The organism is Mesorhizobium sp. NPDC059054, assembly GCF_042739215.1.
Classification (GTDB): domain Bacteria; phylum Pseudomonadota; class Alphaproteobacteria; order Rhizobiales; family Rhizobiaceae; genus Mesorhizobium.
On sequence record NZ_JBHYHV010000011.1, the window covers coordinates 22959 to 39237 of the forward strand.

Annotated in this window: 15 protein-coding genes; 3 read left to right on the top strand and 12 right to left on the bottom strand. The window is 63.8% G+C overall.

Annotated elements, in window-relative coordinates; genetic code table 11:
* Nucleotides 1-5: 5 nt before the first annotated feature.
* The 5 genes from ACFWXH_RS30625 to ACFWXH_RS30645 form a co-directional block, all read right to left on the bottom strand.
* The gene (locus ACFWXH_RS30625; protein WP_379125201.1) at nt 6-1115 is read right to left on the bottom strand and encodes an enolase C-terminal domain-like protein; all 1110 of its coding nucleotides are present in this window, start codon (nt 1113-1115) and stop codon (nt 6-8) included.
* Nucleotides 1116-1181: 66 nt separating this feature from the next.
* The gene (locus tag ACFWXH_RS30630) at nt 1182-1958 is read right to left on the bottom strand and encodes a transporter substrate-binding domain-containing protein (RefSeq protein ID WP_379125202.1); all 777 of its coding nucleotides are present in this window, start codon (nt 1956-1958) and stop codon (nt 1182-1184) included.
* 34 nt (nt 1959-1992) lie between these two features.
* A complete protein-coding gene (locus ACFWXH_RS30635) occupies nt 1993-2646 on the bottom strand; it encodes an amino acid ABC transporter permease (RefSeq protein ID WP_379125203.1) in 654 nt (217 codons plus the stop codon).
* A 2-nt stretch (nt 2647-2648) separates the two neighbouring features.
* Nucleotides 2649-3320 (bottom strand): amino acid ABC transporter permease, encoded by a 672-nt coding sequence (locus tag ACFWXH_RS30640; protein WP_379125204.1) that lies wholly within the window; start codon nt 3318-3320, stop codon nt 2649-2651.
* 37 nt (nt 3321-3357) lie between these two features.
* A complete protein-coding gene (locus ACFWXH_RS30645; protein WP_379125205.1) occupies nt 3358-4041 on the bottom strand; it encodes a GntR family transcriptional regulator in 684 nt (227 codons plus the stop codon).
* A gap of 120 nt (nt 4042-4161) precedes the next feature.
* On the opposite strand from ACFWXH_RS30645, the gene ACFWXH_RS30650 reads away from it, so the two are divergent.
* The 3 genes from ACFWXH_RS30650 to ACFWXH_RS30660 all read left to right on the top strand — a co-directional run bounded on the left by ACFWXH_RS30650 (nt 4162) and on the right by ACFWXH_RS30660 (nt 7113).
* The gene (locus ACFWXH_RS30650) at nt 4162-4908 is read left to right on the top strand and encodes an amino acid ABC transporter ATP-binding protein (protein ID WP_379125206.1); all 747 of its coding nucleotides are present in this window, start codon (nt 4162-4164) and stop codon (nt 4906-4908) included.
* A gap of 111 nt (nt 4909-5019) precedes the next feature.
* A complete protein-coding gene (locus ACFWXH_RS30655; RefSeq protein ID WP_379125207.1) occupies nt 5020-6138 on the top strand; it encodes a mandelate racemase/muconate lactonizing enzyme family protein in 1119 nt (372 codons plus the stop codon).
* Between the two features lie 138 nt (nt 6139-6276).
* Complete coding sequence (locus ACFWXH_RS30660) at nt 6277-7113, top strand: serine hydrolase (protein ID WP_379125208.1); 837 nt, start codon at nt 6277-6279, stop codon at nt 7111-7113.
* A gap of 42 nt (nt 7114-7155) precedes the next feature.
* Here ACFWXH_RS30660 and ACFWXH_RS30665 read toward each other — a convergent pair whose 3' ends face one another.
* The 7 genes from ACFWXH_RS30665 to ACFWXH_RS30695 form a co-directional block, all read right to left on the bottom strand.
* A complete protein-coding gene (locus tag ACFWXH_RS30665; protein WP_379125209.1) occupies nt 7156-7779 on the bottom strand; it encodes a GntR family transcriptional regulator in 624 nt (207 codons plus the stop codon).
* Between the two features lie 74 nt (nt 7780-7853).
* Nucleotides 7854-9425, bottom strand: a complete 1572-nt coding sequence (locus tag ACFWXH_RS30670) for an ABC transporter substrate-binding protein (RefSeq protein ID WP_379125210.1) — start codon at nt 9423-9425, stop codon at nt 7854-7856.
* Nucleotides 9426-9485: 60 nt separating this feature from the next.
* On the bottom strand, nt 9486-11099 hold the full coding sequence (locus tag ACFWXH_RS30675) for a dipeptide ABC transporter ATP-binding protein (protein ID WP_379125211.1): 1614 nt from the start codon (nt 11097-11099) through the stop codon (nt 9486-9488).
* A gap of 2 nt (nt 11100-11101) precedes the next feature.
* Nucleotides 11102-11914 carry an ABC transporter permease gene (locus ACFWXH_RS30680; protein WP_379125212.1) on the bottom strand — a complete coding sequence of 271 codons (813 nt, stop codon included), beginning with the start codon at nt 11912-11914 and terminating at the stop codon, nt 11102-11104.
* 4 nt (nt 11915-11918) lie between these two features.
* Entirely contained in the window at nt 11919-12863 is a 945-nt protein-coding gene (locus ACFWXH_RS30685) for an ABC transporter permease (RefSeq protein WP_054312159.1), read from the bottom strand.
* A 2-nt stretch (nt 12864-12865) separates the two neighbouring features.
* Nucleotides 12866-14002, bottom strand: a complete 1137-nt coding sequence (locus ACFWXH_RS30690; RefSeq protein WP_379125213.1) for a C45 family autoproteolytic acyltransferase/hydolase — start codon at nt 14000-14002, stop codon at nt 12866-12868.
* Between the two features lie 255 nt (nt 14003-14257).
* On the bottom strand, nt 14258-15955 hold the full coding sequence (locus ACFWXH_RS30695) for an amidohydrolase (RefSeq protein WP_379125214.1): 1698 nt from the start codon (nt 15953-15955) through the stop codon (nt 14258-14260).
* Between the last annotated feature and the right edge of the window lie 324 nt (nt 15956-16279).

The window sequence follows — 16279 nt, forward strand, 5'->3', positions numbered from 1 at the left end:
GGCGTTCAGACCTCGGCGATGGTGCTGTTTTCGATGACGTCCCAGTCGATCTCGACGCCGAGACCGGGGCCGGAGGGCGGGGTCGCGTAGCCGTCCTTGATCGGCAGCGGCTGCTTGAGGCCGAAGGCGAAGTTTTCGATCGGGTAGAGCAGTTCGAAGAAGTCGCAGTTCTTGATCGCCGCGGCGCAATGCAGGTTGACGATCTCCATCGGGTGAAAGATCGCGGTGTGGATCTCGCAGTTGACGCCGAAGGCTTCGGCAAGGCGCGCGGTCTTCATGACGCCGGTGACGCCGCCCGTCCAGGACACGTCCGCGCGGACGCGGTCGACGACGCGGGTCGAGATGAACTCGGCGATCGAGTAGGGATGCTTGGCCAGCACCTCGGTGCCGACGAGCGGGATTTCCAGCGTGCGGGCGAGCTCGCGCAGCGAATGGACATCCTCGTCGTAGAGCGGCTCCTCGAGCCAATAGAAGCCGAGGCGTTCCAGTTCGCGGCCGAAGCGGATCGACTGTTCGAGGTTGAACATCGAGACCGGATCGGACATCAGCGTGAAATCCGGGCCGACGGCGGCGCGGACCTGGCGATGGACGTCGATGTCGTAATCGAGGTCGAGGCCGGGTGTGTGCAGCTTGTAGGCCCGCAAGCCTTCGGCCTTGGCGCGCAGCGCCTCGTTCACATAGTCCTGCGGATCGGACAGGATCATCGAGCTGCCATAGACCGGCACGCTCTCGCGATAGGCGCCGAGATATTTGTAGAGCGGCTGGCCGGCCGCGGCGGCGGACAGCAGCCACAGGCAGGTGTCGAACGGTCCATAGGCATAGATCGGCAGGTGACCCCACCAGCGGTCGGCGACGCGGAAATCGTGCCAGGCCTTTTCACGGTCGAGCGGATCGCGGCCGATGAAGAAGGGACGCAGCGTGTCGGCGATCAGCCTGCCGGCGCCCGGCGCCGAGCGGCCGGCGAAACCGAAAGCGGTCGCCTCCAGCCCCGTATCCGTCACCATGGTGACGGTCAGGAATTCGAACTTCGCGAAATCCCCGGTTCGAAATGCGCTGGCGGCAAAATCGCCCGGTTTGCGCTGGCAGCAGCGCACTTTCACGTCCGTGATCTTCATAGGGGAGCCTTCAATGAGCCGTGGCGGCAGAGAGGGGGCCGGGGAGATCCCGGCCCCGGATTGTACTCAGAAGCGCGGCAGGTCGACCTCGACGCCCATCCACTTCTTCTGCAGGGCCTGCAGCTCGCCCGTCGACTGGAGCATGAAGAGCTCGGTGTTCAGCCAGTGCAGCAGGTCCGGATCGTTGCGGCGCAGGCCGATGCCCATCGGCGCCTGGGCGACGATGAACTGCTTCTTGAGCGCGGAATTGTGTTCCTCGACGGCACGGGCGAGCGCGCCGCTGGTGACGATGCCCTCGACCTGTCCGGCAAACAGCGCCTGCGAGGTGGAGGCGTCGTCGTCGTAGCGCTGCAGCTGCACGCCTTCGACGGCCTTCTTCGTCATGACGATGTCGTTGGTGCTGGCGCGCGTGACGCCGATCTTCTTGCCGGCCAGGTCCTCGATCTTGGTGATGGGCTGGTCGGCCGGGCCGACATAGACCTGCTGGTCGACATAATAGGTGTTGGTGAAGGCGATCGCCTTGGCGCGCTCGGCGGTGATCGAGAACGAATAGATCACGATATCGAGCTTGCCAGAGGTCAGGTTCGGAATGCGGTTGGCGGCCGTGGTGTCGACGATGTTTGCCTTGACGCCGAGATCGCGGGCGATCAGCTTCGCGACGGATACGTCGTAGCCGTCCGGCTGCATGCTGGCATCCATCAGGCCATAGGGCGGCGTTCCCAGGCCGACGCCGACATTGATGGTTCCGCGCTGGACGATGGTATCGAGCGCGCTTTCGGCCTTGGCCGGCAAAACGATCGCCAGCATGGCGGCGAGCCCGATGGCAAGCTTCTTCAACAGCATGGCACTTTCCTCCCTTTGGTGATGGACTGGTTTTTCAGTTCGCTGTCTGGCGCAGCCGCCGCTCCAATCGGCGGCTGGCGTAGGACAGGGTCGAACAGATGACGAAGTAGATGGCCGCGACCGTCAGGTAGACCTGCAGCGGCTGGAACGTCGCGCTGGAGACGATCTGGCCTGCCCTGGTCAATTCCACGAAGCCGACGATCGAGGCCAGCGCCGTGTTCTTGACGACCTGGACGGAGAAGCCGACCGTCGGCGGAATGGCGACACGCAGGGCCTGGGGAACGATGACATCCAGCATGGTGTGGCGCCAGCCGAGCGCCAGCGCGAAGGCGGCCTCCCATTGCCCCTTGCTGATCGACTGGATCGATCCGCGCCAGATCTCGCCGAGGAACGCGCTACTGTAGAGGGTGAAGCCGATGCCGGCGGCATAGATCGCCGGAAGGTCGTAGCCCAGGTTGGTGACGCCGAAATAGGCGATGAAAAGCGTGACCAGCAGCGGCGTTCCCTGGATGACGTAGATATAGGCCTGCGCGATCCAGCGCAGCCATGCGAGGCGCGAGAGCCGCATCAGCGCGATGATCGTGCCGCCGATCGCGCCGCCCACAAGCGCGATGGCCGACAGGACCACCGTCCAGGTCGCGCATTGCAGCAGGAAACCCACATGGTTGATGCCGAAGGTCTGGAACATGGTCAGCGCCCCGCGTAACGGAAGGAGAACAGGGCGCGGTCGATCAGCGCGAAGGCGCCTTTGAACGCGGCGGTCAAGGCGAGGTAGATCACGGCGACCACGAGATAGGCTTCGAGGCTTCGGAACGTCAGGCCCTGGACATCGTTGGCGACGCCGGTCAGTTCCGGCACGGAGATGACCGAGACCACGCTGGAGGCCAGCATGATCAGGATGAACTGGCTGGTCAGCGCCGGAAAGATGGCGGAGATGGCCGGCAGCAGGACGACATAGCGGAAGGTCAGGTAAGGCGACATGCCGAGCGTGCGGGCCGCTTCCCTCTGGCCCTCGCCGATCGTCTGGATGCCGGCGCGGACGATTTCGGTGATATAGGCGCCTGCATAGAGCGTCAGGGACAGAATGGCCGCCGTCATTTCCGAAATGCGGATGCCGACCGACGGCAAGCCGAAATAGACGATGTAGATCTGCACCAGGAACGGTGTGTTGCGGATGAGCTCCACATAGGCCGCGGCGATCGACGACAGCACTTTCGAGTTGGAGAGGCGCATCAGCGCACCGACGATGCCGACGCACATGCCGAGCGCCAGCGCGGCGATCGACAGCATCAGGGTCAACATCACGCCATGGACGAAGAGATCGCCGCGCGCGAAGGTCCCGGAAAAATCTAGGTAGCCCACACTTGTTCCTCAGTTCTTTCTAAAGAGGGCCTCAGCTCTAAAGCAGGCTCGGCTCCGTCGCCTGCGCGAGGACCTTCACCTCACGCAGCGTGTTCTGCCGGCTTCTCTCGAGATGCAGCAGCAAGGCAGCGACGATCTGCTCTTTGCTGCCGGCGGCGACCGCATCCAGGATGTCCTGGTGTTCCTTGACCGAGCGGCTGTAGTCGCCCGGAATGGACACGAAGACCGTATGCGTCTGGCCGATGATGCGGGCATGCATGTCGGAGATCATCGGGATGCGGGCCGCGCCGACGAGCGTGCTGTGGAAGGTCCGGTCGTGCGACAGCGCCAAGGCCAGGTCGTCCAGCGATGTGCCGCTCGCATGGCGCCGATGGTTTGCCAGGCTTTCCGAAAGCCTGGCATGCAAGGCGCCGTCGATGCGCCCCGCGTCGAAAGCGGCCTCGACGGCGCCCTTTTCGATCAGCACGCGTGCGGCATAGAGCTCGTCGACATCGTCCTGGTTCAAGCTGCGCACAACCATGCCGCGGCGCGCGGAATTCACCAGGAGACCGTCGGCTTCCAGACGCAGGCAGGCTTCCTTCACCGGCGTCGGGCTGATCCCCAGATCCGCCGCAAGCTCGTTCGGCAACAGCCGCTGGCCGCCCGCCAGCCTGCCGCTGACGATGCGCGAACGGAGTTCCCGATAGGCCTGCTCGGCCAAGGTCGTCTTGATCATGCTCATGGCCCAAGCATCGGGCTGCTTTCGTCCCGACGCAAGAAAAAAATTAAAAATAAAAAATTTTTTATTTTCCGATCTCGGTCTTTCGCGTTACAAGCCGCTCCAGACAAGGAGGAGGAGTTCATGGACGGAAACGGCAACGCTTTCGTGAGGATGCGGGACGCGGTGAAGATGTTCGGCACCTTCCAGGCGCTCGACCATGTCAGTCTCGACGTCGCCAGGGGCGAGAAGATCGTCATCTGCGGGCCTTCGGGATCCGGGAAGTCGACGCTGATCCGCTGCATCAACGGTCTCGAGGAGCTGCAGCAGGGTTCGGTGGAGATCGACGGCAAGCCGCTTGTCGAGAAATCCCATGGCCGGATCGCGCCGCGTCGCGACATCGGCATGGTGTTCCAGCAGTTCAACCTCTTTCCGCATCTGAAGGTGATCGAGAACTGCACGCTCGCGCCGACCCGCGTGCTCGGGACATCGAGGAAGGAGGCCTCGGAAAAGGCGATGGAGATGCTGCGCAAGGTGCGCATCACCGACCAGGCTGAGAAATATCCGTCCCAGCTTTCCGGCGGTCAGCAGCAGCGCGTCGCCATCGCCCGCGCGCTCTGCATGCAGCCCAAGATCATGCTGTTCGACGAACCGACCTCGGCGCTCGATCCTGAGATGGTCAAGGAAGTGCTGGACACGATGGTGTCGCTGGCCTCCGAAGGCATCACGATGATCTGCGTGACCCATGAGATGGGCTTCGCCAGCCAGGTCGCGGACCGCGTCGTGTTCATGGACAAGGGCCGGATCGTCGAGGAAGGGACACCGAAGGAGTTCTTCGCCGCGCCCAAGCACCAGCGCTCGCGCGAATTCCTCTCCCAGCTCCTGCACTGACAAACCTGGAGCGTTTCCGTTTCGCGGAAACGCTCTAACTCTTTGTTTTTACGCAATTCCGGACGGAAAACCGCTACGCGCTTTTCCTGGAATTCCTCTAGAGGCCACGACATGCAAATCGCTTCCGTCCAACCGTTCATCCTCCATCTTCCCCTGACTTCGGATTCCATTTCGGACTCGACGCACAACATCACCCATTGGGGCGTGGTCGGTGCGAAGATCGTCACGACCGACGGGCTGGAAGGATACGGCTTCACCGGGACACATGCGCATCTCGCCTCCGACCGGCTGATCACCTCCTGCATCAGCGATTGTTACGCGCCGCTGCTGATCGGCGAGGATGCCCGCGATCATCAGCGGCTCTGGACGAAGCTCGCGCGCTATCCGGCCCTGCAATGGGTCGGCCGAGCGGGGATCACCCATCTGGCGCTGGCGGCAGTCGACGTCGCGCTCTGGGACCTGAAGGCAAAGAAGGCCGGCGTTCCGCTGTGGAGCCAACTCGGCGGCGCCCGTACCGACGCGCTGGAGGCCTACAACACCGACATCGGCTGGCTCTCCTTCGATCTGGCAACGCTTCTGGATGGTTCGGCAAAGGCGGTGGAGGAAGACGGCTTCACCCGCATCAAGATCAAGGTCGGCCACGACGATCCGAATATCGACATCGAGCGGCTGACGGCGGTGCGCAAGCGCGTCGGGCCGAAGGTCCGCATGGCCATCGACGGAAACGGGAAATGGGACCTGCCGACCTGCCAGCGTTTCTGCGCGCTCGCTCGCGATCTCGACCTCTATTGGTTCGAAGAGCCGCTCTGGTACGACGATGTCGCCGGCCATGCGACGCTTGCCCGCAACACGTCGATCCCGGTCGCGCTCGGCGAGCAGCTCTATACCGTCGACGCGTTCCGCAGCTTCATCGATGCGGGCGCGGTCGCCTATGTCCAGCCCGACGTCACGCGTCTCGGCGGCATCACCGAATACATCCAGGTGGCGGACCTTGCGCTGGCGCACCGGCTTCCCGTCGTTCCGCACGCCGGCGAGATGAGCCAGGTGCACGTGCATCTGAGCTACTGGCACCCTGCGTCGACGATCCTGGAATACATCCCCTGGATCAAGGATCACTTCCGGGAACCGGCCAATGTCGTCAACGGCGTCTTCCAGCGCCCGCAGCAGCCCGGCGCCGGCACGACGCCGCTTCCGGCAAGCATGGAGCGATACGGCAAGAGCCTTGGGTGAAATCAGCGATCCCCAGATCCCAGCCCCCGGGCAAATCTCCGATTCAGCCAATTTTTTGCGCAAAAAATATTTACTGTCTCCTACGCCTGGACTAGGGTCTGTCCAACCCAATCGTTCGTGTCGGTTACGGAGATCACCATGCATCTGGAGCGCCTCGCTTCCATTTCGGAGGGCCTCGGCTTCAAACTTCACTGGCAGCTCAAGGTGGTCGAGACCGGCGAGACGTTCGGTCAAGGAGACGAGCTGGAACTGCCTTCGGCGAGCGTGCGCAAGATCTCGATCATGATGGCGGCGCTCAAGGCCGTGCATGAGGGCCGGATCGATCTCGCTGCCGACGTGACGATCACCAAGGAACTGCAGGAGGGTATCCTGTCGGGGGTCTGCCAGTACATGACTCCCGGCCTGGTGATCCCGTTCCGCGACGCCATCCTGCAGATGATCATCACCAGCGACAACATCTGCACATTCGAGGTGATGCGGCCGTTCGAAATCCCGGAATTCACCAGATATTGCAGGGACATCGGCATGAAGGGCACAACACACCGCACACGGTTCCCGCCGACGAACCTCAGCGCCGAACACGCGCTCGACCAGGTCACGACGACCACCAATGGCGACCAGGTCCTGCTTCTCGACCTTATACTTCGCGGCACAAGCGATGAGGCGGCCGCCAGGCGGCTCGGCGTCAGTATGGAGCTGTGCGCCATGGCGCTGCAGTTCCTCAAATGGCAGCGCTACCGCGAGATGATCCCCGGCCTGCTGCCGACGATGACCACGGTGGCGAACAAGACCGGATGGGGCCAGCGCGGCTGGATGGATTCCGGCATCGTCTTCAGGGACGAGCGCCCGCTCTATATTCTGAGCGCAACGACGGACAACGTGCCCGAAACCATGCCGGACGGACTGCCGGGGCGGGTTGCAGCCGCCCGGGCCATCGCGGAGCTCTCGCGCGCCTGCTGGGATTTCTTGGCCTGAAACGGTCTTTATTTGCGCAAAAAAGAACCGTTTCGCTGGCGATCAGAACGACTCTATGTGACGCACGATGATGCGGTCGAGTTCGATCGGATCGCGCATTTCGATCGCCTTGACGATGCTGAAATGATCGAGGCTTGAGGCGCGCAGGCCTTCGACCGAACGCCATCGGCCGGTCGTCGAATGCTGGCTGCGGTTGCGCAGTTCGTCGATCATGTCGCACAGGACATGATTGCCGGCAGTCGCGTAAAGCTTGGAATGGAAATTGTGGTTGGCAAGCGCCTGCTCGCGCCGGCCTTCGGCCAGGATCGACTGGTCGAAAGCCTCGGCCAGCCGGGCCAGCTCGGTCACATCTTCGCTGGTGGCTCTGGCGGCAATGAGGGGGGCGGCACTGCGCTCCAGGACGGTGCGCACGAAACGTGTTTCGAGCCGTGTCGACTCGTCGGGCGTCGCGACCCGGAAGCCGGCATTGGCCGCGTGATCGACGAGCTTCAGGTTGGAAAGTTCGGCAAGCGCGCGCCGGATATGGAACGCACTGGCGCCATGGTGGGCCTGCAGGTCCGTCAGCTTCAGCCAGGTGCCCGGCGCATAGGCGCCGAAGATGATGTCGTTGCGGATCTCTTTGATGAGCAAGGCAAGCTGGTCCGCCGATTCACGCGACTTGGCCATGTCGATTCCCTCCCCCTCTCTTCGTAGACAGGCCCGCGCTCGAATGCCAGCACGGACCCGATTGTCTCTACATCCTATTGTTTCGAAACATTCCAGAGCGCCGGCGTCTCGAGCGGGGACGCATGCACGCCTTTCAGCTTCTTGCTGACGCCGAGCGCCAGGTTGACGTGGTAGAGGCTGACCGCCGGCACCTCTTCCATGAACATCCGGTAGAGTTCGCCGGATATGCGCTTTACCTCCTGCGGGTCGCTGGCCTGCATGCCCTTGTCGAGCAGGGCGATCGCCGCCTCGTCCTTCCAGACCTTGCGCGATTCCGGCCCGATGATGCGTTCCCAAGCGCCCATCGGATCGAACCGCCCCGAATAACCGAACGACTGGGCCTGATAGTTGCCGTTGGTGTAGCGCTCAAGCTGGAGACCCCATTCGAGCGTTTCGATGTTGGCCTGGATGCCGGCCATCAAAAGCAGGCTCTGCACGATCACCGCCTGATCGAACATGCCCTCGAACTGCTTGTTGGCGATGATGGTGATCGGCTGCCCGGCATAACCTGCCTCGGTCAGCAGCGCCTTTGCCTTGTCGAGCGACGCGCCGAGCTGTTCGTTTTCCGGCTGGGTATAATATTTGCTGGCGCGCGGCATCGGCGTCGTCGTTCCCGCCCATTGGCCGAACGAGACACCCTGCGCGACGGCGGTGCGATCTATGGCGAGCGCGATCGCCTGGCGGATGCGCTTGTCCTTCAGCAGCGGGTCCTTGCTGTTGAGCAGCAGCGCATACCAGACGGTCGTGTCGGACGAGACGACATCGAGCGTCGGCTCCGCCTTGATCTGCTCGACGGCCTGCGGGGTGATCGGCGTCAGGTCGAGCGCGCCGGAGCGCAAGCCGACAAGCCGCGCCGACGGGTCGGTCACCACGGCAAAGCGCAGTTTGTCGACCAGCGCTTCCTTGCGGCCCAGCCGGCCGTTCGGTTCGCCTTCCGGCGAGACATAGCCGGCGAATTTGTTGACCTCGACAAAGTCGCCGATCCGACGCTCGCCGAAGGTGAACGGTCCGGTACCGACGACCGTCTTCCAGGCGCCGTCCGGGCCGACCGACGAAGAATGGAAGACGGGCGTGCCGGCGCAATCGGGCCGGGCCAGATTATAGATGAAGCTGCCGTTCGGCTTTGCCAGTTTGTAGACGATGGTTTCCGGGTCCGGCGTTTCCACGGAGGCGACCTTGATGGCCCCTTCGAAGACCGCCTTGCAGCGCCAGATGGATTCAGGTGCCATCAGATAGTCCCAGGACCATTTGACGTCGGCGGAAGTCAGGGGCTCGCCATTGTGGAACTTCACACCCTTGCGCAGCTTGAAGACATAGGCCTTGCCGTCGTCTTCGACGGCATAGGACTGCGCCAGCACGGGACCAACTTCGAGGTTGTCGCCATAAGCGACAAGGCCTTCGACGACATGCATGTGGACTGGGTCCGACATGCCGTCGCGCTCGCGCGCCGGATCGACCCCGCGCACGTCCTCGGTCATGCCGACGGTGATCATGCTCGGCGCCTGCGCATGGACAGGTGCTGCCGAAAGCGTGAGGGCGGCGATAGCCGCGCAAGGGGCCGCCCATCGGCGGGTGGATTCCAGCCATCCAGGTGAGAAATCTGCCATTTCGTCTTGACCTCCACGTTCTTGTTCTTGTTCCCATTCCGCGAGGTTTCCCGCGAAATTCTATTGGTCGGTGCGCTCTAGTTGCCGAGACGGCGCGGGCCCGGCCTTCAGGTCGATGCCCGGCGCCGCCTCGATGAGGCTCCTGGTGTAGGCATGTTCGGGCGCATCGAGGATGCGCCGGGTAGGCCCCTCCTCGACCACCTTGCCGTTGTCCATGACGACGATGCGATGGGCGATCTGCCGCACGGCGGAGAGATCGTGGCTGATGAACAGGCAGGCAAAGCCGTAGCGCTTCTGCAGCGAGGCTATGAGGGCTAGTACCTGCGCCTGGATCGTCATGTCGAGCGCCGAGACCGGCTCGTCGGCCACCACGAAAGCCGGGTGACGCACGATCGCACGGGCAATGGCGACACGCTGCCTCTGCCCGCCGGACAGCTCATGCGGGTAGCGCAGGTCGAAACCGGCGAGGCCGACGTCGCGCATGACCTCATCCAGGCGCTCGCGCTTCTGATCGCGGCTCATATCGTCCGCATGGCGCAGCGGCTCGGCAATGATTGCGCCGATGCGCCGGCGCGGGTCGAGGGACGAATACGGATCCTGGAACACCATCTGGCAGGCGAGCCGCATCGTGCGGCCGATATGGTTGGTTTCAGCCGACAGGCTCTCGCCCTGGAACGAGACCGAACCCTTCTCCAGCGGAGCAAGGCCGATCAAGGCCCGACCGAGGCTGGTCTTGCCGGAGCCGCTGCCGCCGACCAGCGCGACGGTTTCGCCACGGCGGATGGCCAGGCTGACGCCTGAGACCGCCGTGTCCGAGCGGCCGCGATAACGCACGGCGACATCGTCGGCGCTGATCAGTTCGCCGGCTTGCATGTCGCCCGGTTCTGCAAGGCTCTCCACACGTCGCGCGGCAGCGACTAGTTCGCGCGTGTAGGGGTCTTTCGCCCCTGCGATGAGATCGGCGGTGGCACCGGCCTCCACCAGCACGCCGTTGCGCAGCACCGTCATTTCGCTGGTGTAGCGGGCGACGAGGCCGAGATTGTGGGTGATGAGCAGGACGGCCGTGCCGGCATCGCGTGCCAGCTCGACCATGATATCGAGCACTTCGCGCTGGCTCAGCGTATCGAGTGCCGTCGTCGGCTCGTCGGCGATCAGGAGCTTCGGCCGCAGCAGCATCACCGAAGCCAGCATGATGCGCTGGCGCATGCCGCCGGAAAACTGATGCGGGTAGGAGGTCAGGCAGCCTTCCGGATCGGCGATGCGCACCCGCCGCAGCATCTCGATGGCGCGTGTACGGATCTCGTCGCGGGACAGGTCGGTGTGCCGCCGCAGCGCTTCGGCGAGCTGCGCGCCGATGGTCATGGCAGGGTTGAGCGAAACCATCGGTTCCTGGAACACCATGCCGGCGACGGGACCGCGCAGGGTGCGCATCTTGCGGTCCGATGCCGGAACGATGGCTTCCCCGGCGAGCGAGATGTCGCCGCCGGTGATGCGGACGCCGGGCGGCAGCAGCTTCAGGATCGCGCGCGCCAGCATGGTCTTGCCGCTGCCGGATTCGCCGACAAGGGCTGCAAGCTTTCCCGGCCGCAGGGTCAGGTCGACGCCTTTCAATATGTCGACCGCACCCACCCGGATGCGCAGGGCCTTGATGTCGAGGAGCGGTTTGTCGGTCATGGTCACGCCATCGCCATGCGTGGGTCGAGATGATCGCGCAGGGCATCGCCCAGAAGGTTGGTTCCCAGGAGTGCCAGCGAGATGCAGGCGCCGGGCGCCAGGCTGAGCCAGAGTGCGTTCTCGAAATAGGGCTGGCTGGCGGCCAGCATGTTGCCCCAGGTCGGAGCCGGCGGCGGCACGCCGAGCCCGAGGAACGACAGCGCGCTTTCAGCCAGGATGACCCAGCCGAACATCGAGGTGGCGAACACCGAGATCGGCGCCAGGCAATTGGGCAGGATATGCGCCACCATGGTGTAGAGTTCGGAGTTGCCGATGACGCGCGAGGCTTCGATATATTCCTTCTCGCGCACCGACAGCACCGCGCTGCGCACCACCCGGATCACGCCGGGCGCGTAGGCCAGCGAGAGCGCGATGACGATGCCGTTGCGCCCGGCGCCGGTGATGACGATCAGCGCCAGCGCAAGCAGGATGCCCGGAAAGGCAAGCAACGCATCGGTGAGCACCATGATGAGCCGGTCGACCCGGCCGCGCAGGCTGCCGGCGACAAGCCCGACGACTGTGCCGATGGAGACCGCGATCGCGACCGTAACGGCGGCGATGCCGAGGCTGGTGCTGGCACCCGCCATAAGCCGGCTCAATATATCGCGGCCGAATTCGTCGGCGCCCAGCCAATGCGCCGCGGAAGGCGGCGACAGCCGGTTGACCATGTCGAGCTGGAGTGGGTTGAACGGCGTCCAGAAGGTTCCGACGATGCCCGCCGTCACCAGCAGGGCGGAGATCGCCGCTCCAAGGATAAAGTTTGCGCCACGGCTCATCGCGCTACACCGCCGATACGCGTGGATCGAAGATCGGGTAGAGCAGATCGACGATCAGGTTGACGAGGACGAAGACGCCGGCGGTCAGAAGCAGGCAGCCCTGGACGACGGGATAGTCGCGCGCATAGATCGACTCGACCAGCAGCCGGCCGAGCCCCGGCAAGGTGAACACCGTCTCCAGCACGGCAATGCCGCCGAGCAGATTGCCGAGCATGAGGCCGATCAGCGTCAGCGTCGGCGCGAAGGCATTGGGAAAGACATGGCGCAGCAGCACCTGCCGCTCGGACAGGCCCTTGGCGCGCGCATGGGTGACGTATTCGAGCCGCAGCACCTCGATGGCGCTGGCCCGCGCCATGCGGATGAGCACGCCGGCCTCGATCAGCGCCAGCGTCGCCACGGGCAGGATCACGAAGGAGACGGCTTTGAAGAAGTCGTCGCTGAAGCCGACATAGCCGAGCACCGGCACCCATTTCAGCTTCAGGCCGAAGCCGACGAGCAGGAGCAGGCCGAGCCAGAAGCTGGGAATCGAAAGCAGCAGCGTCGCCAGCGACACGACCGTCAGGTCGGTTGCGCTGTTCTGTTTCCAGGCAGCGACGATGCCCGCCGGTATGGCGATGAGTGCGGCCAGCGCCACCGCCACCAGCACGATGACCGAGCTTACGGCAAAGCGATCGAGGATGAGCGGCAGCACCGCCTGGCCGGTCCGGGTCGAGACGCCGAGATCGCCCGTCAGCACGCCGCCGATCCAGTAGAGGAATTGCAGCGGCCAGGGCTGGTCGAGGCCCCAACGCTGGCGAAGGATCTCGAGCTGCTGCGCATTGGCGGATTCGCCCAGCATCAGCTGCGCCGCATCGCCCGGAATGATCCGGATGAGGATGAAGACCGTCACCGCGACGAGCAGCAAGGTGATCAGCGTCATCCCCAGGCGGTTGGCGGCATAGCGGAACATGTTTACGCCGCCATGCTGGGCGCTGCGGACAGGGCGTAGGTGGTCGACTGGCGGTTGAGGGCCGGAAGCGGCGTGATGTCCATGGTGCCGGCGTTGCTGTCGATCATCAGCGTCGCAACCGTCGCGGTCAGGTCGCCGCGCGTCGACTTGCGCAGCGGCGCCCGGCAGACCGCAAGCGGCGCACCGAACTCGTCACGCAGGGCGGTGACGACGTCCCGGCGCGTGATGCTGCCGATCTTCGGCTTCAGATGCTCCTTCACGCGCAGATCGCGGTAGAGGCTGTCGGGCGTGCCGAGAATGCCGACATCCTTGTATTTCGATAGCGCGGCCGTGCTCGTCCAGTGGTTGGCATGCACGATCAGCCCGTTGTCGGGGTAGACCGCGAAGGTCTCCGACGGCGCGCATTCGAAGTCGATCGCGACGCCGTCGCGGTGACTGAGGATGAGGTTGTTCGAGGTCAGCTTCTGGGTCGATACGATCACCCCGATCGCGCCGGCATAGCTTTCGGACTCCAGCGCCTTGCGCCGCAAAAGGGCGAGCGGAATACCGGGCTTCTCGAAATCGCGGTCGGACTCGATGTAGTTGGCGGTGATAGCGATGCCGGCGGCGTTCACCCCCGCGCGCGACAGGGCGCCGGCTTCCGCGAACATCAGCACGTCCGGGCCGTCGTCGCGCCTGATCTGGAGGACGACGGCGGTTTCGGCGCATTCCGCCTTCCAGTCCCAGTTGGTGGCGTGGATGATCGTCCCGTCGGCCGATGCCGAAGGCAGCACGACGACGCCCGTGCATCCGTCGGGCGAATTCTGCTCGCGTTCGCTTGCCCGCTTCTGCACTTCCAGCGCCTCGTGCAGGAGTTCGGTGCGGGCATTGAGCAGAACGATGGAATCGAAATCGATCCTGGCGCCCTCGGCGATACCCTTCATCTCCTCGACCAGGTCGCCGTCATAGGCGAGGATGCGCGGCAGGTAGCTCTCGACATGGCTGCGGATGCCACGACCATCGAGGCCGCAATCGGCAAATTGCTTGAGATAATGAGAGACGCCGCGCGCGATCCGCTCCGACGCGGCCTGCCCATACTGGCGCCCCCTCTCGCGCGGGGTTCCACGGATTTCAATCAGGGGGAATTGGGAAACTGTCATTTGATCTCTCTATTTATGCGCATAAACTAGAGTGATCTTGACAAAGCTGGCAAGCCCATCACACAAAAATCTTTTGGATCGCTCGCAATGCGAACCTCAGGCCCGCAGGCCACCGGACCTTGAAATTACCGCTTCTACAAAGGTTCCATGCCAAGGAACATCATTGGCGCACGCCGTCAGTGTTCTAACAGGATGCTGACTTTGCATTTATTTTTGCACAAAAAATAAACAAGCAAACGCGCTGCGCTCCCCCGGTCAGTCCTCGAACAGCTTTTCAGGGTCGTAGACGGGTTTGCCCTGCAGCAGGGTGGCGACCACCTTGGCGTTGCCGATCGCCTTGGCCGGAAGCTTCAGGATGTCGCGGTCGATCACCGCGAGGTCCGCGACCTTGCCAACCTCGATCGAGCCGGTCGTCTTGTCCTGATGCAGCAGCCGGGCCGGGTTGATGGTCATCCATTCGATCGCGGTGGCGACGTCGGACGCGCCGTCCTTCCTGCGCGTGACGGCCGTCTGGATCTTGACCAGGGGCGAAAGCTCGTCGGCATCGAAGTCGCTGCTCATCACCACTTGAGCGCCCATGGCCTGCAGCGTGCCCGCCGGCAGCATGGTGTCGGCCCTGTCGCCGATGAACTGGCGGATGAACTGCACATAGTCCGCGTCGACGGAGCTCGGCGCCAGCTGGAAGTCGGCGACCACGCCGAGCTGTTTGAAGCGCGGGAGATCGGCCTTGTCGACGAGGTAGAGATGCGTCAGGCGATGCGGGCCCGGCGCGGCATCGGATTGCGCGATGGCATCCAGCGCAAGCCGCGCGCCGCGATCGCCGGTGACGTGATAGTGCAGCTGGAATCCCTTCTCCGACAGAACCTTGGAATAGCGGTTCAGCGTATCGACGTCGAAATAGAGAAAGCCCCTATCGAAGCCGTGATCGATGCCGGCACCCGGCTTGTAGGGTTCGAGCACCGCGCCGGTGCGCTGCTCCAGAATGCCGTCGACATAGATCTTGACCTGGTTGAAGCGCAGCAGGCTGCTGGCGTCGTTGGAGAACTGCCTGGTCAGCGCCGCGACCTGCTCGTCGAAGGGCATGTCCGGGTAGACGTAGAGCGCACTCGAGGCCCGCACCGTCAGCGTGTTTTCGGCCAGCGCCTTCTGCCAGACCTTGACATGGCCCTGCGGCCAGAAGCCACCCGCATCACTGACGCTGGTGATGCCGTTCTGGGCCATCGTCTTCAGCGTCGGCAGCATGCTCTCATAGGCGAACTCGACGTTTTCGGGCGTATCCGGAAAGGCCAGGTTGCGCAGCTTCTGCTGCGCGTTTTCCAGCACCACGCCATTCGGCTTGCCGGTCTCCTTGTTGCGCAGGATGATGCCGCCGGGCGGATTGCCCTCGAGCGCGTCATAGCCGGCGGCATGCATGGCGGCCGAGTTCGCCCACGCGCCATGGCCGATATCGTCGAGGATCAGCACCGGCCGGTCGGGCGAGATCTCGTCGAGCAGAGCGATCGGGTTGTCGCTCTGGTCGAGCAGGTTGGTCATCGAGACGCCTGAACCGAGCACCCAGTCGGTCTTGCTGCTTTTCACGCATTCCTCGGCGGTCGCCAGCGTGTCGTCGAGTTCTTCGAAAGGCCCGAATTCGCAGAGGATCTCGTTGACGCCGGCTTCGACGAGATGGACATGCGCGTCCTGAAAGCCGGGCAACACCATCCTGCCGCCGAGATCGATGATCTCCGCATCCTTGCCGGCGGCGGCCAGGACATCCCTCTCAGTCCCGACGGCAATGATCTTGCCGTCGTCGTCGATGGCCATCGCCTCTGCCGCGGGCGCCTTGGGATTGACGGTGTGGATGCTGGCGTTCGTCAGCACCTTGGCGCCGGCAAAAGCGGGGGAGCTCCACGCCAGGCCGGCGGCCGGAAGAAGCCATAGGAGGTGCAATCGGCGACGGGAAATGCCAACCATTTGAAAACCCTCCAGAACACGCCGCGATCTAAACTGCTTTCCGATCGCGCCACAAGCGCATTCCGGACCGATGGTGGCGGCAACCCTGCCTCCTGCGAGGATTGCTCCGAAACGCTAGGTCATACTCATCGAACCACACCAGCCGCATCGCGCCATAGCGCGCCGAGTCCGGACCGCTGCTCGAAGTAACGCGGTTGCTTGGCTTTTCGAATTTCGAAGCCGCGATAAGAATACCCCCACCCCTAACCCCTCCCCTCAAGGGGGAGGGGGACTATGTGGCGTCATGCGAAACCGTCGACGATTTAGCCAAGCACAAGCCCCTGC

Coding starts and splice junctions, on each gene's coding strand:
- ACFWXH_RS30630 (WP_379125202.1), bottom strand. CDS start 1,958: ATGCTGTTGAAGAAGCTTGCCATCGGGCTCGCCGCCATGCTGGCGATC.
- ACFWXH_RS30685 (WP_054312159.1), bottom strand. CDS start 12,863: ATGTTCCGCTATGCCGCCAACCGCCTGGGGATGACGCTGATCACCTTG.
- ACFWXH_RS30650 (WP_379125206.1), top strand. CDS start 4,162: ATGGACGGAAACGGCAACGCTTTCGTGAGGATGCGGGACGCGGTGAAG.
- ACFWXH_RS30660 (WP_379125208.1), top strand. CDS start 6,277: ATGCATCTGGAGCGCCTCGCTTCCATTTCGGAGGGCCTCGGCTTCAAA.
- ACFWXH_RS30680 (WP_379125212.1), bottom strand. CDS start 11,914: ATGAGCCGTGGCGCAAACTTTATCCTTGGAGCGGCGATCTCCGCCCTG.
- ACFWXH_RS30645 (WP_379125205.1), bottom strand. CDS start 4,041: ATGAGCATGATCAAGACGACCTTGGCCGAGCAGGCCTATCGGGAACTC.
- ACFWXH_RS30665 (WP_379125209.1), bottom strand. CDS start 7,779: ATGGCCAAGTCGCGTGAATCGGCGGACCAGCTTGCCTTGCTCATCAAA.
- ACFWXH_RS30655 (WP_379125207.1), top strand. CDS start 5,020: ATGCAAATCGCTTCCGTCCAACCGTTCATCCTCCATCTTCCCCTGACT.
- ACFWXH_RS30695 (WP_379125214.1), bottom strand. CDS start 15,955: ATGGTTGGCATTTCCCGTCGCCGATTGCACCTCCTATGGCTTCTTCCG.
- ACFWXH_RS30675 (WP_379125211.1), bottom strand. CDS start 11,099: ATGACCGACAAACCGCTCCTCGACATCAAGGCCCTGCGCATCCGGGTG.
- ACFWXH_RS30635 (WP_379125203.1), bottom strand. CDS start 2,646: ATGTTCCAGACCTTCGGCATCAACCATGTGGGTTTCCTGCTGCAATGC.
- ACFWXH_RS30670 (WP_379125210.1), bottom strand. CDS start 9,425: ATGGCAGATTTCTCACCTGGATGGCTGGAATCCACCCGCCGATGGGCG.
- ACFWXH_RS30625 (WP_379125201.1), bottom strand. CDS start 1,115: ATGAAGATCACGGACGTGAAAGTGCGCTGCTGCCAGCGCAAACCGGGC.
- ACFWXH_RS30690 (WP_379125213.1), bottom strand. CDS start 14,002: ATGACAGTTTCCCAATTCCCCCTGATTGAAATCCGTGGAACCCCGCGC.